This window comes from Mycobacterium avium subsp. avium (genome assembly GCF_009741445.1).
GTDB lineage: Bacteria > Actinomycetota > Actinomycetes > Mycobacteriales > Mycobacteriaceae > Mycobacterium > Mycobacterium avium.
Genome location: NZ_CP046507.1, coordinates 2,835,450 through 2,859,748, shown reverse-complemented (window position 1 = coordinate 2,859,748; position 24,299 = coordinate 2,835,450). Strand labels below are relative to the sequence as shown.

Annotated in this window: 22 protein-coding genes and 2 tRNA genes; 13 read left to right on the top strand and 11 right to left on the bottom strand. The window is 69.2% G+C overall.

The features are described from left to right. The first annotated feature begins 10 nt into the window (after positions 1-10). Both acpS and MAA44156_RS13225 read left to right on the top strand, forming a co-directional pair. Complete coding sequence (gene acpS / locus MAA44156_RS13230; protein ID WP_003873105.1) at positions 11-403, top strand: holo-ACP synthase AcpS; 393 nt, start codon at positions 11-13, stop codon at positions 401-403. Next, positions 400-1,821: a dipeptidase gene (locus MAA44156_RS13225; RefSeq protein ID WP_023879834.1), complete on the top strand. Its 1,422-nt coding sequence runs from the start codon at positions 400-402 to the stop codon at positions 1,819-1,821. The genes acpS and MAA44156_RS13225 overlap by 4 nt, the downstream gene beginning before the upstream one ends. On the opposite strand, the gene bcp is transcribed toward MAA44156_RS13225, so the two are convergent. Beyond that, on the bottom strand, positions 1,822-2,295 hold the full coding sequence (gene bcp / locus MAA44156_RS13220; protein WP_009975885.1) for a thioredoxin-dependent thiol peroxidase: 474 nt from the start codon (positions 2,293-2,295) through the stop codon (positions 1,822-1,824). It lies immediately after the preceding gene. Between the two features lie 104 nt (positions 2,296-2,399). On the opposite strand from bcp, the gene MAA44156_RS13215 reads away from it, so the two are divergent. Next, entirely contained in the window at positions 2,400-2,627 is a 228-nt protein-coding gene (locus MAA44156_RS13215; protein WP_003877418.1) for a DUF3618 domain-containing protein, read from the top strand. Here MAA44156_RS13215 and MAA44156_RS13210 read toward each other — a convergent pair. From MAA44156_RS13210 to MAA44156_RS13195, 4 genes are all read right to left on the bottom strand, one after another. Next, on the bottom strand, positions 2,614-4,353 hold the full coding sequence (locus tag MAA44156_RS13210) for a DUF3556 domain-containing protein (RefSeq protein ID WP_009975886.1): 1,740 nt from the start codon (positions 4,351-4,353) through the stop codon (positions 2,614-2,616). The genes MAA44156_RS13215 and MAA44156_RS13210 overlap by 14 nt on opposite strands. A 138-nt stretch (positions 4,354-4,491) precedes the next feature. Next, complete coding sequence (locus MAA44156_RS13205; RefSeq protein WP_009975887.1) at positions 4,492-4,758, bottom strand: hypothetical protein; 267 nt, start codon at positions 4,756-4,758, stop codon at positions 4,492-4,494. A 108-nt stretch (positions 4,759-4,866) separates the two neighbouring features. Then, positions 4,867-4,942, bottom strand: a tRNA-Lys gene (locus MAA44156_RS13200). Between the two features lie 192 nt (positions 4,943-5,134). Further along, positions 5,135-6,373, bottom strand: coding sequence for a GNAT family N-acetyltransferase (locus MAA44156_RS13195; RefSeq protein WP_009975889.1), 1,239 nt, complete (start codon positions 6,371-6,373; stop codon positions 5,135-5,137). A gap of 198 nt (positions 6,374-6,571) precedes the next feature. Between MAA44156_RS13195 and MAA44156_RS13190 the strand changes: the two genes are divergently transcribed. The 3 genes from MAA44156_RS13190 to MAA44156_RS13180 all read left to right on the top strand — a co-directional run bounded on the left by MAA44156_RS13190 (position 6,572) and on the right by MAA44156_RS13180 (position 11,216). Further along, positions 6,572-8,917: an MMPL family transporter gene (locus MAA44156_RS13190; protein ID WP_033716408.1), complete on the top strand. Its 2,346-nt coding sequence runs from the start codon at positions 6,572-6,574 to the stop codon at positions 8,915-8,917. 47 nt (positions 8,918-8,964) lie between these two features. Next, positions 8,965-9,858 (top strand): DMT family transporter, encoded by an 894-nt coding sequence (locus MAA44156_RS13185; RefSeq protein ID WP_009975891.1) that lies wholly within the window; start codon positions 8,965-8,967, stop codon positions 9,856-9,858. Positions 9,859-10,004: 146 nt separating this feature from the next. Further along, on the top strand, positions 10,005-11,216 hold the full coding sequence (locus MAA44156_RS13180; RefSeq protein ID WP_033706218.1) for a L,D-transpeptidase: 1,212 nt from the start codon (positions 10,005-10,007) through the stop codon (positions 11,214-11,216). A 7-nt stretch (positions 11,217-11,223) separates the two neighbouring features. Here MAA44156_RS13180 and MAA44156_RS13175 read toward each other — a convergent pair whose 3' ends face one another. The 3 genes from MAA44156_RS13175 to orn form a co-directional block, all read right to left on the bottom strand. Beyond that, entirely contained in the window at positions 11,224-11,649 is a 426-nt protein-coding gene (locus tag MAA44156_RS13175; RefSeq protein WP_023879839.1) for an Rv1352/Rv1906c domain-containing protein, read from the bottom strand. Between the two features lie 85 nt (positions 11,650-11,734). Further along, positions 11,735-11,810, bottom strand: a tRNA-His gene (locus MAA44156_RS13170). A gap of 48 nt (positions 11,811-11,858) precedes the next feature. Beyond that, positions 11,859-12,506, bottom strand: a complete 648-nt coding sequence (orn, locus tag MAA44156_RS13165; protein WP_009975893.1) for an oligoribonuclease — start codon at positions 12,504-12,506, stop codon at positions 11,859-11,861. 125 nt (positions 12,507-12,631) lie between these two features. Between orn and MAA44156_RS13160 the strand changes: the two genes are divergently transcribed. Next, positions 12,632-14,197, top strand: coding sequence for a helicase HerA-like domain-containing protein (locus MAA44156_RS13160; RefSeq protein ID WP_023879840.1), 1,566 nt, complete (start codon positions 12,632-12,634; stop codon positions 14,195-14,197). A 3-nt stretch (positions 14,198-14,200) separates the two neighbouring features. On the opposite strand, the gene cmrA is transcribed toward MAA44156_RS13160, so the two are convergent. Then, on the bottom strand, positions 14,201-15,007 hold the full coding sequence (gene cmrA / locus MAA44156_RS13155) for a mycolate reductase (RefSeq protein ID WP_009975896.1): 807 nt from the start codon (positions 15,005-15,007) through the stop codon (positions 14,201-14,203). Positions 15,008-15,076: 69 nt separating this feature from the next. Between cmrA and MAA44156_RS13150 the strand changes: the two genes are divergently transcribed. Further along, the gene (locus tag MAA44156_RS13150) at positions 15,077-16,417 is read left to right on the top strand and encodes an MFS transporter (RefSeq protein WP_009975898.1); all 1,341 of its coding nucleotides are present in this window, start codon (positions 15,077-15,079) and stop codon (positions 16,415-16,417) included. Positions 16,418-16,523: 106 nt separating this feature from the next. Here the strand turns inward: MAA44156_RS13150 and MAA44156_RS13145 are convergent, their stop codons facing one another. Together MAA44156_RS13145 and MAA44156_RS13140 are read right to left on the bottom strand one after the other, a co-directional pair. After that, positions 16,524-17,285, bottom strand: a complete 762-nt coding sequence (locus MAA44156_RS13145) for an MmpS family transport accessory protein (RefSeq protein ID WP_009975899.1) — start codon at positions 17,283-17,285, stop codon at positions 16,524-16,526. Between the two features lie 63 nt (positions 17,286-17,348). Next, positions 17,349-18,005, bottom strand: coding sequence for an SACE_7040 family transcriptional regulator (locus MAA44156_RS13140; protein WP_003873089.1), 657 nt, complete (start codon positions 18,003-18,005; stop codon positions 17,349-17,351). 194 nt (positions 18,006-18,199) lie between these two features. Here MAA44156_RS13140 and MAA44156_RS13135 point away from each other — a divergent pair, with 194 nt between their 5' ends. The 5 genes from MAA44156_RS13135 to MAA44156_RS13115 are packed head-to-tail and all read left to right on the top strand — an operon-like array spanning position 18,200 to position 24,288. Further along, complete coding sequence (locus MAA44156_RS13135; RefSeq protein WP_009975900.1) at positions 18,200-19,789, top strand: carboxyl transferase domain-containing protein; 1,590 nt, start codon at positions 18,200-18,202, stop codon at positions 19,787-19,789. 5 nt (positions 19,790-19,794) lie between these two features. Further along, positions 19,795-21,810, top strand: coding sequence for an acetyl/propionyl/methylcrotonyl-CoA carboxylase subunit alpha (locus MAA44156_RS13130; protein WP_009975902.1), 2,016 nt, complete (start codon positions 19,795-19,797; stop codon positions 21,808-21,810). Continuing rightward, positions 21,807-22,973 (top strand): acyl-CoA dehydrogenase family protein, encoded by a 1,167-nt coding sequence (locus MAA44156_RS13125; RefSeq protein WP_009975904.1) that lies wholly within the window; start codon positions 21,807-21,809, stop codon positions 22,971-22,973. Before MAA44156_RS13130 ends, MAA44156_RS13125 begins: the two co-directional genes overlap by 4 nt. Continuing rightward, positions 22,970-23,470 (top strand): MaoC family dehydratase, encoded by a 501-nt coding sequence (locus MAA44156_RS13120; protein WP_010949555.1) that lies wholly within the window; start codon positions 22,970-22,972, stop codon positions 23,468-23,470. Before MAA44156_RS13125 ends, MAA44156_RS13120 begins: the two co-directional genes overlap by 4 nt. Then, a complete protein-coding gene (locus MAA44156_RS13115) occupies positions 23,467-24,288 on the top strand; it encodes an HpcH/HpaI aldolase/citrate lyase family protein (protein ID WP_003873084.1) in 822 nt (273 codons plus the stop codon). The genes MAA44156_RS13120 and MAA44156_RS13115 overlap by 4 nt, the downstream gene beginning before the upstream one ends. The last annotated feature ends 11 nt before the right edge of the window (positions 24,289-24,299 follow it).

The following is a 24,299-nucleotide window of genomic DNA, read 5'->3' as shown; positions in this document are numbered from 1 at the left end:
CTGGCGACCCATGGGAATTGTCGGTGTGGGGATCGATCTCGTCTCGATTCCCGAATTCGCCGAGCAGGTCGACCAGCCGGGAACGGTCTTCTCCGAGACGTTCACGCCGGGGGAGCGCCGCGACGCGTCGGACAAGAGCTCGTCGGCGGCGCGTCACCTGGCGGCCCGCTGGGCCGCCAAGGAGGCCGTGATCAAGGCCTGGTCGGGTTCACGGTTCGCGCAGCGGCCGGTGCTGCGCGAGGACATCCACCGCGACATCGAGGTGGTCACCGACATGTGGGGGCGCCCGCGGGTCCGGTTGAGCGGTGACATCGCCAAGCACCTGGCCGACGTGACGATTCACGTGTCGCTGACGCACGAGAAAGACACCGCCGCCGCGGTGGCGATCCTGGAGACTCCTTGAGCGCGAGCAGACACAATAGCGCCGCGACACGCCGTGAAGAAGGGGCTTTTGCGTCTGCTCGCGAGATAACGGAGCGGGTGCGCGAGGTGCTGCCGTCGGTGCGGCGCGACCTGGAAGAGCTGGTGCGCATCGAATCGGTGTGGGCCGACCCCGGGCGACGGTCCGAGGTGCAGCGCAGCGCGCGGGCGGTGGCAGATTTGTTGGCGCAGGCCGGTTTCGGCGATGTGCGGATCGTCAGCGAAGGCGGCGCGCCGGCGGTCATCGCCCGCCATCCCGCGCCGCCCGGCGCGCCCACCGTGCTGTTGTATGCCCACCACGACGTGCAGCCCGAAGGCGACCGCGGGCAATGGGTCTCGCCGCCCTTCGAGCCCACCGAACGCGACGGCCGGCTCTACGGCCGCGGCAGCGCCGACGACAAGGCCGGCATCGCAACACATTTGGCGGCGTTCCGGGCGCACGGCGGCCGGCCGCCGGTGGGGGTGACGGTCTTCGTAGAGGGCGAAGAGGAATCCGGCTCGCCGTCGTTGGGGCGGTTGCTGGCCGCGCACCGCGACACCCTGGCCGCCGACGTGATCGTCATTGCCGACTCGGACAACTGGAGCGCCGACACGCCGGCGTTGACGGTGTCGCTGCGCGGCCTGGTCGACTGCGTGGTCGAGGTCGCCACCCTCGACCACGGTCTGCACTCCGGGTTGTGGGGTGGGGTGGTGCCCGACGCGCTGAGCGTGCTGGTGCGCCTGCTGGCCAGCCTGCACGACGACGACGGCAACGTGGCCGTCGCCGGACTGCATGAGACAGACATCGCCACGCTGAACTATCCCGACTATCCGCCCGAGCGGGTCCGCGCCGATTCGGGCTTGCTGCCAGGCGTGTCCGAGATCGGCTCGGGCTCAGTGCCGCAACGGCTTTGGGCCAAACCGGCGATCACCGTGATCGGTATCGACGCCACACCCATCGAGCGGGCGTCCAACACGCTGATCCCGCGGGCCCGTGCCAAGATCAGCATGCGGGTGGCGCCCGGCGGCGACGCGGCGGCGCACCTGGACGCGCTGACCGCGCACCTGCAACAGCACGCGCCGTGGGGCGCACAGGTCAGCGTCACCCGCGGGGACATCGGCGAACCCTACGCGATCGACGCCAGCGGCAGCGTCTACGACGCCGCCCGCGCGGCCTTCCGCCTGGCGTGGGGCACCGAGCCGATCGACATGGGCATGGGCGGCTCCATCCCGTTCATCGCCGAATTCGCGGCCGCCTTCCCGGAGGCGAAGATTCTGGTCACCGGCGTGGAAGACCCGGCGACCCAAGCGCACAGCATCAACGAGAGCCTGCATCTGGGCGTGCTGGAACGCGCGGCGATCAGCGAGGCGCTGCTGCTGGCCAACCTGGCCAACCTGGCTGACCTGCCCAACCCGGGCTGACTAGACGGACAGGTCGCGGCGGAGCTTGGCGACGTGACCGGTGGCCTTCACGTTGTACTGGGCGACGGCGATCCTGCCCTTCTCGTCGACCACGAAGGTGGAGCGGATGACGCCGGTGACCGTCTTGCCGTACATCTGCTTTTCGCCGTAGGCGCCGTAGGCCGTCAGCACCTTGCGGTCCGGGTCGGACAGCAGCGGGAAGGTCAGCTTCTCGGCGTCGCGGAACTTGGCCAGCTTCTCGGGCTTGTCGGGGGAGATGCCGACGACGTCCAAGCCGGCGCCGTTGAGCTCGGCCAAGCTGTCCCGAAAGTCGCACGCCTGCTTGGTGCATCCCGGCGTCAACGCGGCCGGATAGAAGTACACGATCACCTTGCGGCCCTTGAAGTCGGACAGCTTCACGGTCTTGCCGTCGGCGTCGGGCAGGCTGAAGGCGGGCGCTTTGTCGCCCGGTGCGAGCCGCGTGGTCTCGGTCAAGGTGAGTCCCTTTCTGTTCACCGGAGCGTGGGGATCGCCGCCAGCTGATCTAGGGTAGTTCGGGCAGGCGCATGAGCCAGACAGCGGGCGACTTGGAGGACACAGTGGCGGACCGGGACCCGGAAGCGATCAAGCGAGACATCGACGTCGCCCGTGACCAGCTGGCGACCACCGTCGACTCCCTCGCCGAGCGGGCCAACCCGCGCCGCCTCGCCGACGACCTCAAGGCCCGGGTGATCGGATTCGTGCAAAAGCCGGTAGTGCTGGCGTCGCTCGCCGGGGTGGGGGCGCTGGTCGTGGTGGTGGCGGTGCGCCGGGTCAGGAATCGCTGACCCGGCCGGTCTGGACGTACACCGGAATGTCGTCGGCCCACGGCTGCGCGGTGGCCATGTCGTCGACGGTGCAGTAGCCGCGCTCGAATTCGCCCGTCGCCGCGTCGACCAACCGGTACTCCTGCGTCTGGCGGTGGATGGGCTGGGCGTCCAGGATCACCACCCGCACCTCGCCCGGCTCGAACCCGCAGCGCTGCTGCAGCGCCTCGATCAGGCATTCGTTGTGCAGGTGGCCGTCGCCGAAGTTCCAGCCCAGCACCATGGCGCACAGCACTTCGCCCTCGCACAGGTTGTAGTCGTCCTCGTCGTAGTCGGCCATCGCCCGGTGCGCCAGGGTGAGCAGCGCGCGCCCGTGGGTGTTCATGCCCCGGAACGCCAGCGCCAGGTGCAGCGGGATCAGGGTCTCCTCCTTGCTGCCGTACAGCCGCTCCAGCTGCAGGTGCTGCATCGGGCCCAGCGCGCGAGCGCCGACCCGGATCTTCTCGTCGGCCGACGGCCGCACGCACCACAGCGTGGTGTCCCAGTTGCCCGCGTAGTAGCGCATGCCCGGCAGGAAGGACACCTTGCGCGGGTACAGGTTGCCGACGACGACGGTGCCGGCCATCACCACGAACAGCAGGGCGATCGGCCACGGGTCGGCGACGCTCGACAACCCCACCCGCGCATGCGCGACGAACAGCCACAGCACCCCGAAGATCATGAACACGTTCCACTCCAGCGGCACGCCCATCGGGAAGGCCAGCAGGATGTTGAGGTGGAACACGATCATCACGAACGCGGCGAGCGCCGTCGGCCAGCCCCCGGTTGAACAGAAGAGCACCAGCGGCACCAGGCCCTCGACCGCGGTGGAGAAGTGCGCGATGAACCCGGCCAGCGCGCTGGGCCGCAGGTCGTCGGGATAGCGCCGGAACATCGAGCGCTTGAGCGGCCCGGACGGGATGAACGGGTTGTTGGCCAGCATCGTCGAGATGACGAACGGGAAGTGCCGGTTGAGCTTCGACGTGGCCGCGCCCAGCCAGATCACCATGAAGGCCACCTTCGCCCCGACCACCACGTCCGCCCCGCCGAACAGGAACACCAGCGCCAGGGGCGCATACACCTCGCCGCGCGCGGCCAGGAAGATGACCTTGTCGCGCAGGGCGATCACGGCCAGCACGCCCAAAATCGCGGCGGTCTGCCAGCGCGGCAGCACGCCGATTGCCGTGTCCAGAGCGGGAATCGGCCCGCTGCCGTCGGAGACCAGCGCCCCCACCAGCAGCACCAGCAGGGCGCCGTACAGCGCGGCGTCCAACGGCGTCCGGGTGCTGCCCCGGGTCAACGGGATTCGATTCGGCCACGGCGGCAACCGAATTGTGCCGGGCCGCAACCAGTACAGGATGGAACCCATCGGCGGGAAATAGCGCCCGGCCAGCGGGCCGAAGCAGCAACCGAGGCCGACGACCTCGAACAGCATCGTGTAGAGCACCGCCTTCTGGAACACGATCGGCTCCGACCACCAGGCGCCGACCTCGGCGAAGCCGCCGATGCCCCGGGTGGACCAGGCGAACAGCCAGCCGCCGAGGACGTACAGCGCGATCTTCACGCCGTACATCACGTGCATCACCAGCGGCGTGCCGAACCCGTTCTCGGCGATGTGGCGTGCCATCGGCACCAGCCGCTCGGCGCGGGGCCGCGCGCTCCACTCGGCCACATCGACGACGGGCAGATTGGGCCGGATGAATCCCATTGCGGCTCCTTCGACGCGGCGGATTTCACGGGCCCGGCCGGCCTTTGGGCGCCGGTCGGTGCCAGCAAGAAACTACCTATTCGCGTCGCGATAGGGCGGCAAATGGATTCCGGAATTCGCTGCGCCAGCCGCCGCCGGCTATTCCCAGCCCGGCGGGTCGTGCTCGGCCATGTAGGCCTCCCACGCCGCGCGCCGCAGGGTCCGGGTGTGCAGGTCCTGGCAGATACCCTGAGCCTCGGCGGCACTGGCGGCCCGGCCGAGATCGTGGTGCACGAAGCCGTCGTCAACGCGCTCGGCGCGAAAGCCGCCCGTCGAGACCGCGTGAACCCGGTATTCGCTGCGGTCATCGATGTTGGCGTGGAAGTGGCCCGGGTAGGGTTCGACCCACTTCAGCTCAGTTTTCACAGGACCCCTTTTGAGAAATCACCGTCGCTGCGATGGTATGCGCGGGGCGCTTCGGGAAAACCCGTGGGGTCGCGGCGGGAGCCGCCGAACAGACGAAAATTCCGCAGGTGGTGCGCCGTCAGGGTTTCGAACCCCGGACCCGCTGATTAAGAGTCAGCTGCTCTACCAACTGAGCTAACGGCGCTTGTGGTCGGCCGAGACCGCGTAGGCGACAATAACAGGCGTTCTGCCGCGGAGCGAAATCCCGAACCATCACCCAGGATAGCCGTTCGGCGGGCGGTCGCGGCTTGCTCTCACCGACGCGGCCCGGCCGGCGCCCGTCGAACCAACGAAACAGGCTGGCCGCCAAAGCTTTCCGGGCGATCGTAGAACGGTCTCACAGCACCGTGCCGCAGAACGGGGCCCGCTCGGCGCCGAAGGCGGCGTCCAGCCGGCCCAGCGCGCCCTGGCGCAGCTCGGTGATGCGCTTGGCCCGGGCCAACTGGGCGCCCCGGTGGGCGCCCATGTACACGGTGGCCAGGTCGGCCAGCCCGATCTCGAGGTCCGCGGGCCCGTCGTGCGGCGTGCACTTGCCGGCGCCGTCGCGCGTCTGCAGCTGGAACCGCCCCCCGGCCAGTCCCAGCGGGTCTGTGACGTCGAGCACGATGTCGGTGTCGGCGGCGTAGCCGCGGGCCCCCAACACCTCGGGGATGTCGTTGATCCGCACCCAGAGGAAGTCGCTGATGCCTTTCGTCTCGGCGGCGCGCTGGTCGACGAGTTTGAGCGGCAGCGGATCGTCGGGCGGCACATCGATCTCGACGCGATAGAACATCTCCAAAACCAGTAGCGTCTGCAGCAACTCGGTGTGCGCCTGGTCGGTGATGGGGCAGAAGTCCTCGACCACCACCGTGCCCAGCGGCGGCCGAAACGCGTGCTGGCGCGAGCCGACCACCCGATAGGTCAGGAAGCCGTCCGGGTGGATGGTGTAGTGCAACGCAGATCCGTTGCCGCGCTGGGTCGTTCGGTCTTCCAGGTGGTCGGCCCACCAGGCCTTGTCCCGGGTCACCGCCCCCGGCGTGACGGCACACCATCGTTCGTAGAGCCCGGGCAGGTGACGTCGTGCCGTTGCGGCGTTGACCTCGCGCGCCCGGTCGTCGCCGGGTGCGTCCCGCAGCTTCGCGAAGCGACGGTCGATGGCGTAGGTGTGGCTGTAGCTGGACACGCCGGCGCCGAAACCGTCGTACATCGCGGTCTGGGTGGGCACGCCACAGACGATCGGATAGCCGCGGTCCAACAGGATTCCGAGCCCCTTGGCGCTGAGCTGCGCCCACAGCCCCTTGCCCTGATGCGTTGATGCGACGGCGATCATCGTCAACCACGCGGCTCGCAGGTTGGCGCCGCCGGGCACGGTCAGCTGCGCCGGGTAGATGATGGAGGTTCCCACCAGGAACGGGTTCTTCGGATCGGAGACGTCCTCGGCGATGAGAATGTCGTCGAGGCGGACCCGGCGTTTCCACGCCTCGAGGTCTTGCGGGCCCACCGGATCGCCGAAGGTGCGGGCCTGGTTCTCGAAGACCGCCTGCCAGTCATCCTCGGTGGGATGCCGAATGGCGATGCCGTCGTCCTGCGTGTTCATTGCACATCCAATCCGCTTGTAGCCCAGGCCAACCGGCGCTGTGCAGCTCGAATCCGCCTCCCGAGTGTGCTTTTAGGTCCGATACCCGAGTGCCGGATGGTCAAACCACGGGCGGCCCGCCGGCACGGCGCCGGCGAACGCGGGCCGGTGTGAGCAATTCGGCGGGTCAAACACCTCGGTTTTGGGTAGGTGATGGCCATGCTGCGAGTAATCACCCGGCTGGCCATCGCCGCGCCGCGCCGTATCATCGGGATCGCGGTCCTGGTCATGGTGGGCGCGGCGATCTTCGGCCTGCCGGTGGTCAACAGCCTGTCCGGCGGCGGCTTCCAGGATCCGACGTCGGAGTCCGCCCGGGCCACCGAGATCCTGCGGGACCGGTTCAACCAGACCGATCAGCAAATGCTGATCGTGGTGAGCGCCCCCGACGGCGCCCGCAGCCCCCAGGCGCACTGGGTCGGCACCGACATCGTCGACAAACTGAAGAATTCGCCGTGGGTGATGAATGTGTCGTCGGCCTGGACGTCGCCGCCGGCCGCCGCCGCCCAGCTGATCAGCAAGGACAACAAGTCCGGGATGATCGTCGCCGGCCTGAAGGGCGGCGAGAACGACGCGCAGAAGTACGCCAGCACCCTCACCCGTGAGCTGGTGCACGACCGTGACGGCGTCACCGTGCGCGCCGGCGGCATGGCCGTGGCGTATGCCCAGATCAACGCCCAGAACCAGCGGGATCTGCTGTTGATGGAGTCCATCGCGATCCCGCTGAGCTTCGCCGTGCTGGTGTGGGTGCTCGGCGGCGTGGTGGCCGCGACGCTGCCGGTCGTGCTGGGCGCCTTGGCCATCGTCGGCACCATGTCGGTGCTGCGGCTGATCAGCTTTGCCACCGACGTGTCGACCTACGCGCTGGACCTGTCCATCGCCATGGGTCTGGCCCTGGCGATCGACTACAACCTGCTGATCATCACCCGCTACCGCGAGGAGCTGGCCCGCACCGAGGACCGGGACCGGGCGCTGTACCGGACCATGGCCACCGCCGGGCGGACGGTGCTGTTCTCGGCCACCACCGTCGGGTTGTCGATGGCGGTGATGGCGGTGTTCCCGATGTACTTCCTGAAGTCGTCGGCCTACACCATCGTGGCCACCGCGATCATCGTCGCGATCGCCGCCGTGGTGATCACCCCGGCGGCGATCGTGTTGCTCGGGCCCCGACTGGACACGATGGACGCCCGCCGGGTGATGCATCGCATCCTGCACGGGCAGCGTTCGTTCCGGGATCCGGCGCACAAGCCGCTGGTGGAGCAGTTCTGGTACCGGTCGACGAAGTACGTGTTGCGCCGCGCCGTGCCGGTCGGGCTGAGCGTCGTCGCGCTGCTGCTGTTGCTGGGGGTGCCGTTCCTGGGCGTGAAGTGGGGCTTTCCCGACGAGCGGGTGCTGCCCCGCTCGGCGTCTGCGCGCCAGGTCGCCGACATGCTGGACAACGACTTCCCCGGCCTGGGCACCGAGCTCTCCGTCGTCGTCCCCGACGCCCGCGGCGTCACACCCACCGAACTTCGCAAATACGCCGCCGAGCTGTCCCGGGTGCCCGACGTCTCCGCGGTCAGCGCGCCGACCGGCACCTTCTCGGCCGGACACCGGGTGGGTCCGCCCGCCGCGGCCACCGGCCTGGCCAACGGCAGCGCCTTCTTCACCGTGTCGAGCACCGCCCCGCTGTATTCACCGGCCTCGAACGCCCAGCTCGACCGGCTGCATCAGGTCGCCGGGCCGGGCGGACGCGCCGTGCTGATGACCGGGCTGGCCCAGATCAACCGCGACAGCGTCGAGGCGATCACCAAACGACTGCCGACGGTGTTCGGCCTGATCGCCGTCGTCACCTTCATGCTGCTTTTCCTGCTGACCGGCAGCGCGGTGCTGCCGGTGCAGGCGCTGGTGTGCAACGTGTTGTCGCTGACGGCGGCGTTCGGCGCGATGGTGTGGATCTTCCAGGACGGCCACCTGGGTGCGCTGGGAACCACACCCAACGGGACGCTGAACGCCAACATCCCGGTGCTGTTGTTCTGCATCGCCTTCGGCCTGGCCATGGATTACGAGGTGTTCCTCGTTTCCCGTATCCATGAGTACTGGCTGGCCTCGCAGTCCATCCGCGAGACACCGCCGACCGCCAGGGAGGCGCGCGCCGAAACCGACGAGAGCACCGCGCTGGGCATCGCGGGCATCGGGCGGGTGGTCACCACCGCCGCCGTGGTGATGTCGATTTCCTTCGCGGCGCTGATTCCCGCGCACGTGTCGTTCATGCGGATGCTGGGCCTGGGCCTGACCCTCGGCGTGCTCGTCGACGCCACCCTGGTGCGCATGGTGCTGGTCCCGGCGTTCATCCACCTGCTGGGCCGCTGGACGTGGTGGGCGCCGCGACCGATGGTCTGGCTGCGCGAACGGTCGGCGACCGGGGAGGCCGGCGAGGTGCGGGTGGGGCGGCGGCGCTGGGCCCGCGACGCGCCGCGACCTGCGATCCGCAGGTGGCCCAGCCGGGCCACGTCGGGTCGCGGTTGACACGCCAATCCGCTTGTAGGGAAATAACTTTCGGACGGAGAATCCTCGTGCCCCGAACCGAGATCATCGCCGCATTACTCGCGTTGAGCTCCGCGCTGTGCGTCGCGACCGGGGACGTGTTGCAGCAGCGGGCGGCGCATTGCATCACCGACCGCGAGTTGGGCCCGGTCGAATTGTTCGCCGGACTGCTGCGCAGCCAGCGGTGGTGGTGGGGCGCCGTGCTGTTGCTGGCGAGCATCGGGTTGCAGGCCGCCGCCCTGGGCGGCGGCTCGGTGTTGCTGGTGCAGGCGCTGCTGATGTTCTCGGTGCTCTTCGCCCTGCCCATCAACGCCCGGCTGTCGCACCGCGCCGTGACCGCGGGCGAATGGGTCTGGGCGGCCCTGCTCACCGCGGCGGTGACCGTGGTCGTCGTCGTGGGCAATCCGCAGACCGGCCACGCCGGGGCGCCGCTGCGCACCTGGGCGGTGGTGGCCCTGGTGCTGGGGCCGCTGCTGGCCGCCTGCGTGGTGGCCGGCCGGGTCCGGGGCGGTGCCGTGGCCGCGGTGCTGTTCGCCTTCGTGTCCGGGTCGCTGTGGGGCGTGTTCGCGGTGCTCACCAAGGAGGTGATGGCGCGGCTGGGGCAGGGCGTCGGGGTGGTGACCCGGACCCCGGAGCTGTATGCCTGCATCCTGGTCGCGCTGGGGGGCGTGGTGTGGAGTCAGGCGGCGTTTCGGGCCGGGCCGTTGACCGCGTCGATGCCAACCCTGCAGGTGTCGCAGCCGGTGGTGGCGTCGGTGCTGGGCGTGGTCGTGCTGGGCGAGACGCTGGACACCGGCCGGGCCGGGACGGTCGCGCTGCTGGTGGCCGTGGTGGTGATGACGGCGGCCATCATCAAGCTCGCCCGCGTCGAGGCCGTCGCGACCCGCGACCGGGCCGAGGCGCAACTGCACCAGCCCGCCTAGTTTGCTGACTCGCCGGATTGCGAGCCGATTTCGGTGCCGACACCGGACGGCCGCCGCCGGCGCGGATGCGCATGGGACGACGCCCGAAACCCATTAGAATGCCGGCAGCTACCTGTGGTCAGCGGTGACCAACTGTGCGACGTGAGATGGAAGGTCACTGGATGACGCCTTTGCGTGGACGCCGATCGTGGCTGGCAGCCGCGATGGCTTTGGTTGCTGTGGGGGCAGTCGCCTGCGGCGGCGGCCACACGGCAGCGCCGCCCAAGGTCATCTTCGACAAGGGCACCCCGTTCGCCGACCTGCTGGTGCCCAAACTCACCGCCTCGGTGAGCGACGGCGCCGTCGGCGTGACGGTGGATGCGCCGGTGACCGTCAGCGTCGCCGACGGCGTGCTGGCCTCGGTCACCATGGTCAACGAGAACGGCAGGTCGATCAGCGGGCAACTGAGCCCCGACGGCCTGCGCTGGTCGACCACCGAGCAGCTCGGCTACAACCGGCGTTACACGCTGACCGCGAAGGCGACCGGCCTGGGCGGCGCGGCCAGCAAGCAGATGACCTTCGAGACCAGTTCCCCCGCGCACCTGACCATGCCCTACGTCAGCCCGGCCGACGGCGAGGTGGTCGGCGTCGGCGAACCGGTGGCGATCCGCTTCGACGAGAACATCGCCAACCGGGCCGCGGCCCAAAAGGCCATCACCATCACCACCAATCCTCCGGTGGAGGGCGCCTTCTACTGGCTCAACAACCGCGAAGTGCGTTGGCGCCCAGAGCATTTCTGGAAGTCCGGGACCGTCATCGACGTGGCCGTCAACACCTACGGGGTGGACCTGGGCGACGGCATGTTCGGCGAGGACAACGTCAAGACGCACTTCACCATTGGCGACGAGGTCATCTCGACGGCCGACGACACCACCAAGACGGTGACCGTGCGGGTCAACGGTGAAGTGGTCAAGACCATGCCGACCTCGATGGGCAAGGACAGCACCCCGACGGCCAACGGCATCTACATCGTCGGGGCGCGGTTCAAGCACATCATCATGGACTCCTCCACCTACGGCGTTCCGGTCAACTCGCCCAACGGATATCGCACCGAAGTCGACTGGGCCACGCAGATGTCCTACAGCGGCGTCTTCGTGCACTCGGCGCCGTGGTCGGTCGGTGCCCAGGGGCACACCAACACCAGCCATGGCTGTCTCAACGTGAGCCCCAGCAACGCCGAATGGTTCTACGACCACAGCAAGAGCGGCGACATCGTCGAGGTCGTGCACACCGTGGGGCCGACACTGCCCGGCACCGAGGGGCTGGGCGACTGGAACATCCCGTGGTCGCAGTGGAAGGCGGGCAACGCCAACACCTGACGCCGGGTCAGTCGATCTTGCGCCAGATCCCGCAGCTTCTGGTCATGAAGGCGGCGTCGGTCGGCAGGATCCGGACGACCTGGGCGCCGTCGCCGACGTTGTTGTCGATGATGTCGTTGGTGTCGAAGCTGCGCAGCCGTGCCCAATAGCACCCGCTTTTGCCGTCGGTGCGGTAGGTGCCGGCCGCGATCTCCTTGTTGACGATGAACGTCCCGTTGGTCTCGATCGAGGTCTTCGGTCCCGGCGGCGGCGGCGGGGTGACGGTCACGGTGACGGTTTTGGTCTGCGCCGGCGGTGTCGAGATGACCGTCGTTGCCGTGGGGGTCGACCAGCCGCAGCCCGCCAGGAACAACGCCGCCCCGGCGACGGCGGCCGTCTTGCCCGGCGAGCGCCGCCACGGGGCTGCGGGCCAGGCGGGACGTTGTCTGTTCACTACTTTTCCGCTTACCGGTGCACGAGCGTCGTGCGGGCTCCGCACGACCTGAACGCGCAGTGGACGGCCACGCATGGCCGACCTGTGGGGTGGCTGACGGGACTCGAACCCGCGACACCCAGGATCACAACCTGGTGCTCTACCAGCTGAACTACAGCCACCATGGCCGCCATCCGATCCCGGTGCGGGTGAACGCGGCGACGTCGATACTAACCGGTGGGCGGTGCGCTGGCCGAATCGCTAGGTCCCGGTGCGTCTTTTCCCTCGTCGAGGGCGGCGGCCACCGCCTCGATTTCGCTGGTAGACGGTCCCGGCGGGGCGACGAACGCGGTGCGCCGGTAGAACTGCAGCTCCCGGATGGATTCGTGGATGTCGGCCAGGGCCCGGTGGGTCAGCCCCTTGACCGGCTGGCCGAAGTAGATCCGCGGGTACCAGCGCCGGCAGAGCTCCTTGATGGAGCTCACATCGATCATGCGGTAGTGCAGGTAGGAGTCCAGGGCGGGCATGTCGCGCACGATGAACGCGCGGTCGGTGGCAATCGAATTCCCGGCCAGCGGCGCCGTCTTGGGGGCCTTGACGTGAGTGCGGATGTAGTCCAGCACCATCTCCTCGGCGGTGGCCAGGTCGACCGTGGACGCCTTCACCTCATCGATCAGCCCGGAGCGCGAATGCATTTCGGTGACCACCTCGCCCATCGCCGCTAGCGCGGCGTCGTCGGCGTGGATCACCACGTCGACGCCGTCGCCGAGCACGTTCAGCTCGGCGTCGGTGACCAGGGCCGCGATCTCGATCAGCTTGTCCGAACCGAGATCGAGTCCGGTCATTTCGCAGTCGATCCACACCAATTCGTCGCGCACAGCGCTCACCCTAATGCGGGGCGGCGACCTCCGTGCCGGCCCTCGCCCCCGGATCGGCCCGCGACGTAGGGTGAGCGTTGGCGAAGTGCATGCCGAATCACCCGGGGGAAGAGGGGCGCAGCACGATGAGCACCGATTCAGCGGCAACACCGGCGACGCGGATCGCGGACGGCTACGCCGTCGCGGGCCAGGCATTGGAATTGGGCACGGTCGTCATCGACGGTGCGGCCGACCCGTCGGCGCAGATCCGCATCCCGCTGGCGACGGTGAACCGGCACGGCCTGGTGGCCGGTGCGACGGGCACCGGCAAGACCAAGACGCTGCAGCTGATCGCCGAGCAGCTCAGCGCCGCGGGCGTGCCGGTGCTGATGGCCGACGTGAAGGGCGACCTGTCCGGGCTGTCCAAGGAAGGGGAGCGCAGCGACCGAACCGATGCACGCGCCAAGGACACCGGCGATGATTGGCAACCCTCGGGGTTCCCGGTGGAGTTCCTGTCGTTAGGTACCAACGGGATCGGCGTGCCGATCCGCGCGACCGTCGAGAGCTTCGGGCCGGTGCTGCTGTCGAAGGTGTTGGGGCTCAACGCCACTCAGGAGTCCACCCTGGGACTGATCTTCCACTGGGCCAAGGAGCGCGACCGCCGCCTGGTGACCACGGACGATCTGCGCACCGTCATCGGCTATCTGACCAGCGAAGCGGGCAAGGAGGACCTGAAGTCCCTGGGCGGCGTGTCGGCGACGACGGCGGGCGTGATCCTGCGGGCACTGGTCAACCTCGACGCCGAGGGCGGCGACACCTTCTTCGGCGAACCCAAGCTCGACCCCAACGACTTGCTGCGCACCAACGATCAAGGCCAAGGCGTCATTTCGCTGCTGGAGTTCACCGGTCAGTCGGTGCGCCCGGTCATCTTCTCCACCTTCCTGATGTGGCTGCTGGCCGACCTATACACGCAACTGCCCGAGGTCGGCGACATCGACAAACCCAAGCTGGTCTTCTTCTTCGACGAGGCGCACCTGCTGTTCGCCGACGCGTCCAAGGCCTTCCTGGAACAGGTCGAACAGACGGTGAAGCTGATCCGCTCCAAGGGCGTCGGGGTGTTCTTCTGCACCCAGTTGCCCACCGACATTCCCAACGACGTGCTGTCCCAGTTGGGTGCGCGAATTCAGCACGCGCTGCGGGCTTTCACGCCCGACGACCAGAAGGCGCTGTCCAAGACCGTGCGCACCTACCCGAAAACCGATGTCTACGACCTGGAGTCGGCGTTGACGTCGCTGGGAATCGGCGAGGCCGTCGTGACCGTGCTCTCCGAGAAGGGCGCACCCACGCCGGTGGCCTGGACCCGGATGCGGGTGCCCCGCTCGCTGATGGCGTCGATCGGGACAGAGGAGATCACGAAGGCAGCCAAACGCAGTGAGCTGCAAGCGAAGTACGGCCAAACGGTGCAACAACCGGCCCAGCCCCCGCCGGGCCCGCAAGCACCGACCGGATCGCGGTCGCCGCAAGCCCAGTCCGACTACCCGCCCGTCCCGCCGAATGGCCCGGTTCCGCCGATGCCGGAACCCGCGGAGCCCAAAGGGCCGGGCCTGCTGGAAAGGCTCTGGCACGACCGCGACGTACAGAGCGCGGTGAACACCGGGATCCGGGAGATCATTCGGCTCAAGTTCGGCGGCGGAGGCCGTCGCCGCAAGTAACGCCTACCCGCCGCCCAGCTTCTTGTAGAAGCTGCCCACAATGGGCGCCACGATGGCGCGCGGGGCATACCCGCTGGCCACCGACATGGCCTTGGACGTCAGACCGGGCACGACGCGCATCTTGTTGCGGCCCAACGCATCCAGCGATACCCGGGCGGTGTGCTCGGTGGAGATCCACAAGAAGTCGGGCACCAGCCGCTCGACGATCGAGGCCTCGGCGTCGTCGGGCAGGTCGGTGCGCACCGGGCCGGGCGCCAACAGCGTCACATGCACCCCGGAGCCGCGGAGTTCCCCGCGCAGCGACTCGCTGAACGTGTTGACGAAGGCCTTGGTGGCCGCGTAGGTGGCGTTGTAGGGGATCGGCGAGTTGCCGGCCGCCGAACCGGAAATCAGGATGCCGCCGGCGCGGCGCTCCACCATGCCGGGCAGCACCGCCAGCGTAAGGTCATGCACCCCAAGGACATTCAGCTGCACCTGGGCCTTCTCGCCGGCCGGGTCGAGGGTGGCGACGGGACCGAAGGTTGCGGTGCCGGCGTTGGCGCACAACACCGAGATGGGCCGCGCGGCCAGCTCGTCGCACAGGGTGGCCCGCTCGCCCGCGTCTGCCAGATCGGCCGGGCGCACCTCGACGGTGACCCGGTACTTCTCGGTCAGCCGGGCGGCCAGGTCCTTGAGCAGGTCCTCCCGTCGCGCGGTGACGATCAGATGGTGCCCGCGGGCGGCGAGTTCGGTTGCGAGCGCTTCACCGATGTTCTGCGACGCTCCGGTGACAACCGCGCGCGCCTCGGGGCTGGGAGCGGGGATCGGCATGCGCCAATCGTAGACAGCGCGCGAACGGCGATCGGCAGGCGATCGCCGGCGCCGATAGAGTTGCCGGGCATGAGCCAGCCGGAGTCGCGTGCCGCCGCCCCCGTGCGATCGCGGGTGGTGGCGTGGGCGCTCTGGGATTGCGGCTCGACCGGGCTGAACGCGATCGTGGCCACCTTCGTCTTCGCCGTCTATTTGACCAGCAGTGTTGGCGTGGGCATCGGCGGCAGCACCACGCCGGCGAGTTGGCTGGGCCGGGCGGCGGCCATCGCCGGGTTGACGGTCGCGCTGCTGGCGCCCGCCGTCGGCGTGTGGGTGGAGTCGCCGCATCGGCGGCGGGTGGCGCTGAGCGTGTTGACCGCGTTGGCGGTGACGTTGACCGGCTCGATGTTCTTCATCCGCGATCGGCCCGGCTATCTGTGGGCGGGCCTGGTGCTGCTGGGGGCGACGGCGGCCTGCGGCGATTTGGCCAGCGTCCCGTACAACGCCATGCTGCGCCAGCTCTCGACGCCGCGCACCGCCGGTCGGATCTCCGGGTTCGGCTGGGCGGCGGGCTATGTCGGCAGCGTCCTGCTGTTGCTGGTGATCTACACCGGCTTCATCGCCGGATCGGGTTCGGGCCCGGATGCCACGCGCGGGCTGCTGCGAGTTCCGTTGCGCGACGGGCTTTATGTCCGAGAGGCGATGCTGGTGGCCGCGGCCTGGTTGGCGCTGTTCGCGCTGCCGTTGCTGTTCGTCGCGCACCGGTTCACCGAGTCCGCCGAGGGGTATCGGCCGACGAGCATGCTGGGCGGATATCGCAAGCTGTGGACCGAGGTCCGCGAGGAATGGCGGCGCGATCGCAACCTGGTGTACTTCCTGTTCGCCAGCGCGCTGTTCCGGGACGGACTGGCGGCGATCTTCGCCTTCGGCGCGGTGCTCGGCGTCAACGTCTACGGCATCTCCCAGGCCGACGTGCTGGTGTTCGGGGTGGCGGCCAGCGTGGTGGCCGCCGTGGGTGCGGTGCTGGGCGGTTTCGTCGACCACCGGGTCGGATCCAAGCCCGTCATCGTCGCGTCCCTGCTGGCCATCGTCGTGCTGGGGCTGACCCTGATGGCGTTGTCCGGGCCGGTGGCGTTCTGGGCCTGTGGCCTGCTGCTGTGCATGTTCATCGGGCCGTCGCAATCGTCGTCGCGCGCCCTGCTGCTGCAGATGGCCAAGCACGGCAGGGAAGGCGTCGCGTTCGGCCTCTACACCATGACCGGGCGGGCGGTGTCGTTCGTGGCGCCGTGGCTGTTCTCGGTGTTCGTCGACGCGTTCGGGGCGGTGCGCGCCGGCCTCGGCGGGATCTCGCTGGTGCTGACCGCCGGGCTGCTGGCCATGCTCGCGGTGCGGGTCCCGCGCCGCGCCCCCGTCGCCGTCGAAGCGGCATGACGCCGCCACGGCGACCTGCCGCCGCCGCGCCGAGTGTGGGGGATACGTCCGTCCGCGCGCGGGCAATCGTGCATAGGCCCCACGGTCGGCGGGCCGCGATGTCCGCTCAGCCGCGGGCGTCGCAGATGGTCAACCCCCCGCCGACGCGTCTGCTGACCTGAACCCCGTTGACGGTCACGGTGCAGGTGACGCTGTGACCGATGTTGACGATCGTGACGTTGGCCGGGTGCACGGCGGACTTGGACAGGCTGACCTGCTTGCTCCACGGCAACGCGACATTGAATTCGGTCTGGATGAGGTCGCCGGTGTCGATGTACATGATGCTGATCGCCCGGCCCTCCCCGGACACGGAGTAGACGACGTCCTGCATCGCGGCCGGGCCGGTCGTCGCGGTGGGCGGCTCGGGCTCGCTGGTGGGCGGTATCGGCGCCGGGATGAGCGAGGGCGACCTGTGCGTCGACGTCGTCGGCGTCTCCGGGCTCGGCTCCGGCATGGCCGGCAACGGCGGCACCGCGGTCTGCGTCTTGATCGCGTCGTTGGCGAGCACCAGCGCGATCACCAGGGCGACCACCAGCAGCACCGCCGCGCCCGCGGCGATCCACAGCCCGCGAGGCGATTTCGGCTCGCCCGGCGGCGGAGCCATGCCCGGGGCGTGCGGGTCGCCGCCCGGGGGAAGCTCCTGCTGCCAGTAGGCGGGCAGCTGCTTGGTCGGGTTGGTTTCGTTCGCGGCGGGCGCCCAGGGTGACATCGTCGGGCCGTAGGTGGGCGCGTACGGAGTCTGGTCGGCATACGCCGGATCGACGGACGGCGAGTACCGCGGCTGCGGCGGACTGAACCGCTCGGTGGGACGTGAATCGTTCATGTCCACCTCATGGCTTGCAGGGTACCCGGGCTCGGCGCTGACGCCCTGACTCACCTTACGACGGCGGGCTCACGGGCACTGGTTTCCCGCCGCCAGCGCAGCGACCGTCATGGCCCGCATGATGGCGCGCGATCGGGCGGCGCGGGCCGGCTTGCCGCGCCCGGAATCCTGGGACTTCATGCTGTGCGGTGTCGAATTGAGCAGGCCGAACACGGCGTGCGCGGTCAGCCGGGCATCGGCCTCGGCCAGCTCGGGGTTCAGCTCGCGCAACACCCCCACCCAAACCTCGACGTACTGCCGTTGCGCCTTGCGCACCTGCCTCTCGGCCGGCTTGGGCAGGTAGGCGAGGTCGCGGTCCTGGATCCGGATCAGGTCGGGTTCGTTCAGGGCGAAGTCGAGGTGGAAGTCGATCAGGCCGTCCAGCGCGGCGGCGGCATCGGCACTGCGGGCGCGGACCTGCCGGGCGCCGGCGAGCAGCCGAGTGCTGATCCCGACCAGCAATTCGACCAGCAGCGACTCCTTGTTGGGGAAGTGCCGGTAGATGGCCGGACCGCTGACGCCGGCCGAGGCGCCGATGTCTTCCAGCCGCACCGCCAGGAAACCGCGCTCGGCGAACAGCCGCTCGGCGGCGGACAGTAGCTGGAGCCGGCGGTCAGACTTCAACTGGCTCCGCCGATTTGGCGGCTGCGCGCCGCCGGCCCGACTTTCGGAGGCAGACGTTGTCATGACGGACCTCCGTCTGTGTCGATCCCGCCCAACCTAGCACGAGTTATTCGCAATTAACTCGTATCGTGCCGCGGTGCCCGCTCCCTGGACCGGCAACGGCGACGATGGTATTCTCGACCACCGAGTTAATCAGAATTAACTCAAAGCTCCGACCGCCCGACGGCAAGGAGGCTGCTGCGGCGATGGACAAGGTGATGGCCGCACCCGCGAAGGCTGACCCGGTGTCGTTCGCCGACGAGCACCGCCGGCTGGTCGGCGAGTTGAATGCCAAGCTGGCCGCGGCCGCGTTGGGCGGCAACGAGCGTGCCCGCGAACGCCACGTCAGCCGCGGAAAGCTGCTGCCCCGCGAACGGGTGGACCGCCTGCTCGACCCGGGTAGCCCTTTCCTGGAACTCTCGCCGCTGGCCGCCGACGGCATGTACGACGACGAATCCCCGGGAGCCGGAATCATCACCGGGATCGGCCGGGTGTCCGAGCGCGAGTGCGTGATTGTCGCCAACGACGCGACGGTCAAGGGCGGCACCTACTACCCGATGACGGTCAAAAAACACCTGCGCGCCCAGGAGGTGGCGCTGCAGAACCGGCTGCCGTGCATCTACCTGGTCGACTCCGGCGGCGCCTTCTTGCCGCGCCAAGACGAGGTGTTCCCCGACCGCGAGCATTTCGGCCGCATCTTCTACAACCAGGCGACCATGAGCGCCAAGGGAATTCCGCAAGTGGCGGCGGTGCTGGGCTCCTGCACGGCCGGCGGCGCCTACGTGCCGGCGATGAGCGACGAAGCCGTCATCGTGCGCGAGCAGGGCACGATTTTTCTGGGCGGCCCGCCGCTGGTCAAGGCGGCGACCGGAGAGGTGGTGTCGGCCGAGGAACTGGGCGGCGGCGACCTGCACTCGCGTATCTCCGGGGTGACCGATCACCTCGCCGACGACGACGAGCACGCGCTGCGGATCGTCCGCTCGATCGCGGCCACCTTCGGCCCGCGCGAGCCGAGCCCGTGGCAGGTGCGCACCCCGGTCCCGCCCAAGGCCGCGCAGAACGAGCTCTACGACGTGGTGCCGCCCGACCCGCGGGTGCCCTACGACGTGCACGAGGTGATCGTGCGGTTGGTCGACGGCGGCGAATTCAGCGAATTCAAGGCCAATTACGGCAAGACGCTGGTGACCGGGTTCGCCCACATCCACGGCCACCCGGTGGGCATCGTCGCCAACAACGGTGTGCTGTTCAGCGAATCCGCTTTGAAGGGAGCACATTTCATCGAGCTCTGCGACAAACGCAAGGTGCCGCTGCTGTTCCTGCAGAACATCGCCGGGTTCATGGTGGGACGCGACTACGAGGCCGGCGGCATCGCCAAGCACGGCGCCAAGATGGTCACCGCCGTCGCCTGCGCGCGGGTGCCCAAGCTGACCGTGGTGATCGGCGGATCCTATGGCGCGGGCAATTATTCGATGTGCGGGCGGGCCTACTCGCCGCGCTTCCTGTGGATGTGGCCCAACGCCCGGATCTCGGTGATGGGCGGCGAGCAGGCCGCCTCGGTGCTGGCCACCGTGCGCGGTGAGCAGCTCACCGCGGCCGGCAAGCCCTGGTCGGCCGAGGAGGAAGAGGCGTTCAAGGCGCCTATCCGGGCGCAGTACGAGGACCAGGGCAACCCCTACTATTCGACCGCCCGGCTGTGGGACGATGGGATCATCGACCCGGCCGACACCAGAACCTTTGTCGGGCTTGCTCTTTCGGTGTGCGCGCAGGCGCCGTTGGAGCCCGTCGGCTACGGCGTCTTCCGGATGTGAGTGCAGTGTTCGAAACGGTATTGGTGGCCAACCGCGGCGAGATCGCGGTGCGGGTGATCCGCACCCTGCACCGGCTGGGCATCCGGTCGGTCGCCGTCTACAGCGATCCCGACGCCGCTGCGCGGCATGTGCTCGAGGCCGACGAAGCGGTGCGGCTGGGGCCGGCCGCGGCCCGGGACAGCTACCTGAACATCGACAAGGTCGTCGAGGCGGCGACGCGCACCGGGGCGCAGGCGATCCATCCCGGGTACGGATTCCTCTCCGAGAACGCCGATTTCGCTGCGGCATGCGAACGGGCCGGGGTGGTGTTCCTCGGCCCGCCGGCACGGGCGATCCAGGTGATGGGCGACAAGATCACCGCCAAGAACGCCGTCGCCGAATTCGACGTCCCGGTGGTGCCCGGGGTGGCCAAACCGGGGCTGGGCGACGACGAATTGGTGGCCGCCGCCGAGGAGATCGGCTACCCGGTGCTGATCAAGCCGTCGGCGGGCGGCGGCGGCAAGGGCATGCGCCTGGTGGAAGAACCGGGCAGGCTGCGCGAGGCGCTGGTGGGCGCGCGCCGCGAGGCCGCCACGTCGTTCGGCGACGACACGCTGTTTCTGGAACGATTTGTGTTGCGCCCCAGGCACATCGAGGTGCAGATCCTGGCCGACACGCACGGCAACGTCGTGCATCTCGGCGAACGCGAGTGCAGCCTGCAGCGGCGCCATCAAAAGGTCATCGAGGAGGCGCCGTCGCCGCTGCTCGACCCGGCGACGCGGGCGCGGATCGGGGCGGCCGCCTGCAATACCGCCCGCAGCGTCGACTACGTCGGCGCCGGCACGGTGGAGTTCATCGTCTCCGCCGATCGGCCCGACGAGTTCTTCTTCATGGAGATGAACACGCGGCTGCAGGTCGAGCATCCGGTCACCGAGGCGGTGACCGGGCTGGACCTGGTGGAATGGCAGCTGCGGGTGGCCGCCGGCGAGAAGCTGGTGTTCGCCCAGGACGACATCGAACTGCGTGGGCACGCGATCGAGGCCCGGGTGTACGCCGAGGATCCGGCGCGGGGCTTCCTGCCCACCGGCGGCCGGGTGCTCGGCGTCTCCGAGCCGTCCGGTGACGGCGTGCGGGTCGACTCCTCGCTGCTGCCCGGCACCGTGGTGGGCAGCGACTACGACCCGATGCTGAGCAAGGTGATCGCCCACGGGGCCGACCGCGACGAGGCGCTGGCCAGACTCGACCGGGCGTTGAGCCACACCGCGATCCTGGGCGTCCAGACCAACGTCGAGTTCCTGCGCTTCCTGCTGGCCGACCAACGGGTACGCGCCGGCGATCTGGACACCGCGCTGCTGGATGCGCGGCTGGCCGACTTCGCGCCGCTGCCCGCACCCGACGACGTGCTCGCCGCGGCCGGGCTGTACCGGCAATCGGCGCTGGCCGCCCGGGCGCGACGCTTCGCCGGCAACCCCTGGGCGGCGCCGACGGGGTGGCGGGCCGGCGGTAGCCCGGCGCCGGTCCGCACCGACATGCGCACCGCGCTGCGCACCGAGACGGTGTCGGTGTGGGGGCCACCCGAGGCCGCCGAAGTACAGGTCGGTGCCGGCGAAAGGCTTTCGGCCAGCGCGCATCTCGGGCCGGACCGGATCAGTGTGACGCTTGACGGCCGGCGCCGCGACTACCGCTGGGCCGAGGCCGACCGGCACCTGTGGATCGCCGACGAGCGAGGAACCTGGCACCTGCGCGAGGCCGAACAGACCACCATTCACCGCGCCGCCGGCCCGCAGCGGGCCGAGATCCTCAGCCCGATGCCGGGCAGCGTGATCGCCGTCCAAACCCCTTCGGGCAGCGACGTTTCCGAAGGCGACGTGGTGGTCGTCGTGGAGGCGATGAAGATGGAGCACTCGCTGGCCGCGCCGGTTTCCGGACGGGTGGAGGTGCTGGTCTGCGTCGGCGACCAGGTGAGCGTGGACCAGGTGCTGGCCCGGGTGGTGCCCGAGGAATCCGACCCGCCGGCCGATTCGAGTAAGGACGAGACATGACCACATCCATCACCGCGGGAACGCTGCCCAAGGAATACCAGGACCTGCGCGACACCGTCGCCGAGTTCGCGCGGACCGTCGTCGCCCCCGTGTCAGCTAAACACGATGAGGAACACAGCTTTCCGTACGAGGTCGTCGCCAAGATGGGGGAGATGGGCCTGTTCGGCCTGCCCTTCCCCGAGGAGTACGGCGGCATGGGCGGTGACTACTTCGCGCTGTCGCTGGCGCTGGAGGAACTGGGCAAGGTCGACCAGTCGGTGGCCATCACCCTGGAGGCCGGGGTCAGCCTGGGCGCCATGCCGATCTACCGGTTCGGCAACGAGGAACAGAAACGCAAGTGGCTGCCGGACTTGACGGCCGGGCGGGCGCTGGCCGGCTTCGGGCTCACCGAGCCGGGCGCCGGTTCCGACGCCGGCGCCACCCGCACCACCGCCCGGCTCGAGGACGGCGAATGGGTGATCAACGGCAGCAAGCAATTCATCACCAACTCGGGAACCGACATCACCTCGCTGGTCACCGTCACCGCCGTCACCGGCACGGTCGGCGCGGACAAGAAGGAGATCTCCACCATCATCGTGCCCAGCGGCACACCGGGATTCACCGTCGAACCGGTCTACAGCAAGGTGGGCTGGAACGCGTCGGACACCCACCCGCTGAGTTTTTCCGACGCCCGGGTGCCGGAAGAGAACCTGCTCGGGGCCCGCGGGACGGGCTACGCGAACTTCCTGTCCATCCTGGACGAGGGCCGCATCGCGATCGCCGCACTGGCGACCGGCGCCGCGCAGGGCTGCGTCGACGAGAGCGTCAAGTACGCCAAGGAGCGCCAGTCGTTCGGTCAACCGATCGGTAGCTATCAGGCGATCAGCTTCAAGATCGCCCGAATGGAGGCGCGTGCCCACGTGGCCCGCACCGCGTACTACGATGCGGCTGCAAAGATGTTGGCGGGCAAGCCCTTCAAGAAGGAGGCGGCGATCGCGAAGATGATCGCGTCGGAAGCGGCGATGGACAACGCCCGCGACGCAACCCAGATCCATGGCGGCTACGGCTTCATGAACGAATATCCGGTGGCCCGTCACTACCGCGACAGCAAGATCCTCGAAATCGGCGAGGGCACCACCGAGGTGCAGCTGATGCTCATCGCCCGCTCGCTGGGGCTGTCATGAGCGAACCAGTCAAATCGGTTGTCCAGCGCGGCTTGTGGTTCGAAGAGTTCGAGATCGGCACCACCTACCTGCACCGCCCCGGTCGCACGATCACCGAGGCCGACAACGTCTTGTTCACCACGCTGACCATGAACACCCAGTCGCTGCACCTCGACGCGGCCTGGGCCGCGCAGCAGCCGGGCTTTCGCGGCGAGCGGCTGGTGAACTCCATGTTCACCCTGTCCACCCTGGTGGGGCTGTCGGTGTCGCAGCTGACGCTCGGCACCATCGTGGCCAACCTGGGCTTCTCCGAGGTGTCGTTCCCCAAGCCCGTCTTCCACGGCGACACCCTCTACGCCGAAACCGTCTGCACCGGCAAGCGCGAGTCCAAGAGCCGGCCCGGCGAGGGCATCGTCACCCTCGAGCACACCGGGCGCAACCAGCACGGCGACGTCGTGGCCCGCGCCGTGCGCACCACGCTGGTGCAGAAGCGCCCAAGCGACCAGGAGGCCCCGTGAACCCGCACGCCGCCGGTCCGGCATGGCTGTTCTGCCCGGCCGACCGTCCCGAGCGTTTCGCCAAGGCCGCCGCGGCCGCCGACGTGGTGATCCTCGACCTGGAGGACGGCGTGGCCGAGGCGGACAAGCCCGCCGCCCGCAAGGCCTTGCTGGAGACGCCGCTGGACCCCGAGCGCACCGTGGTGCGGGTCAACGCCGCCGACACCGACGAGTACGCCCGCGATCTGGAGGCGTTGGCCGGTACCGCGTACACCACGGTGATGCTGTCCAAGACAGAATCGGCGGCCCAGGTGCAGACCCTGGCGCCGCGCGAGGTGATCGCGCTGCTGGAAACCCCGCGCGGGGCGGTGTTCGCCACCGAGATCGCGGCGGCCCAGAACACGGTGGCGCTGATGTGGGGCGCTGAGGACCTGGTCGCCACGCTCGGCGGCAGCTCGAGCCGCCGGGCCGACGGCAGCTACCGCGACGTCGCCCACCACGTGCGCTCGACCGCCCTGCTGACCGCGTCGGCCTTCGGCCGGGCCGCGCTCGACGCCGTCCACTTGGACATCCGCGACCTCGACGGGTTGCGGGCCGAGGCCGAAGACGCCGTCGCGCTGGGCTTTGCCGGAACGGTGTGCATCCACCCGAGCCAGGTTCCGGTGGTGCGCCAGGCGTACCGCCCGCCCGAGGAGAAGCTGGACTGGGCGCGACGGGTGCTGGCGGCCGCCCGCAGCGAACGCGGGGTGTTCGCATTCGAGGGACAGATGGTCGACTCGCCGGTGCTCAAGCACGCGCAGATGATGCTGCGCCGGGCGGGTGAGACGGCCGCGGGCTGACCGTCCCGCCG

What these genes read in the sequence shown, in the direction of transcription:
- acpS (WP_003873105.1), top strand. Translation starts at nt 11, where the DNA reads ATGGGAATTGTCGGTGTGGGGATCGATCTCGTCTCGATTCCCGAATTC.
- MAA44156_RS13160 (WP_023879840.1), top strand. Translation starts at nt 12,632, where the DNA reads ATGAGCACCGATTCAGCGGCAACACCGGCGACGCGGATCGCGGACGGC.
- MAA44156_RS13135 (WP_009975900.1), top strand. Translation starts at nt 18,200, where the DNA reads ATGGCCGCACCCGCGAAGGCTGACCCGGTGTCGTTCGCCGACGAGCAC.
- MAA44156_RS13140 (WP_003873089.1), bottom strand. Translation starts at nt 18,005, where the DNA reads ATGACAACGTCTGCCTCCGAAAGTCGGGCCGGCGGCGCGCAGCCGCCA.
- cmrA (WP_009975896.1), bottom strand. Translation starts at nt 15,007, where the DNA reads ATGCCGATCCCCGCTCCCAGCCCCGAGGCGCGCGCGGTTGTCACCGGA.
- MAA44156_RS13210 (WP_009975886.1), bottom strand. Translation starts at nt 4,353, where the DNA reads ATGGGATTCATCCGGCCCAATCTGCCCGTCGTCGATGTGGCCGAGTGG.
- MAA44156_RS13190 (WP_033716408.1), top strand. Translation starts at nt 6,572, where the DNA reads ATGCTGCGAGTAATCACCCGGCTGGCCATCGCCGCGCCGCGCCGTATC.
- MAA44156_RS13180 (WP_033706218.1), top strand. Translation starts at nt 10,005, where the DNA reads ATGGAAGGTCACTGGATGACGCCTTTGCGTGGACGCCGATCGTGGCTG.
- MAA44156_RS13120 (WP_010949555.1), top strand. Translation starts at nt 22,970, where the DNA reads ATGAGCGAACCAGTCAAATCGGTTGTCCAGCGCGGCTTGTGGTTCGAA.
- MAA44156_RS13195 (WP_009975889.1), bottom strand. Translation starts at nt 6,373, where the DNA reads ATGAACACGCAGGACGACGGCATCGCCATTCGGCATCCCACCGAGGAT.
- MAA44156_RS13125 (WP_009975904.1), top strand. Translation starts at nt 21,807, where the DNA reads ATGACCACATCCATCACCGCGGGAACGCTGCCCAAGGAATACCAGGAC.
- MAA44156_RS13150 (WP_009975898.1), top strand. Translation starts at nt 15,077, where the DNA reads ATGAGCCAGCCGGAGTCGCGTGCCGCCGCCCCCGTGCGATCGCGGGTG.